Annotated in this window: 1 pseudogene; it reads right to left on the bottom strand. The window is 73.9% G+C overall.

Going from position 1 to position 552, the window contains the following annotated elements:
• Window positions 1-536, bottom strand: a pseudogene (locus ACXAID_RS28355) (HNH endonuclease); the annotation flags it as partial.
• Window positions 537-552 lie beyond the last annotated feature (16 nt).

Here is a 552-nt window from a genome sequence, read left to right as displayed (position 1 = left end):
CGGATACTCACACACCGATCGGCGGCGGCCTTGGCGGCCCGGTCGACGACCGCGGCGGCGTCCAGGCGCGCGGCGATCTTCTTGGCCTCGGCCTCGATGCGTTTGGTGCCCCACCCGGCCAGCCGGGCCGCATCGGCACACAGTTCCCGATCCAGCACCCGGCGGTGCTCGACGCTCAGGCAGGCCGATTCCCGCACGATCAGCGTGGCCCGCCATTCCGAGAGCACCCCGGCCTCGAGCGCGGCCAGGGTGTGGGGCATCTCGTGGACCAGCGCCCGGGCCAGCCCCAGATGGCGGCCGCCGAGTGCCGGGGCGTCGCGGCGGGCCAACGCCACCTCCGTCGCCAACCCCTTGCCGCGGCTGGCCGACGGCAGCCCGGCCGCGGTCTCGGCGGCGCGGCGTTTGTCGGCCCACAACGCCGTGGCCCGGGCCTGCGCGGCTGCGGCCACCGATTTCAGCTGTTCGCAGCGCTCGACCACTGCCCGCAACTCGGCCTCCCCCGCCGCGGGATCGATATCGAACACACTTTCGAACATGGCACCGACGCTACCC

The organism is Mycobacterium sp. ABE4_509 (assembly GCF_056160785.1).
Note: the sequence above shows the minus strand (reverse complement) of the source record. Positions and strands in the feature narration are given on the sequence as shown.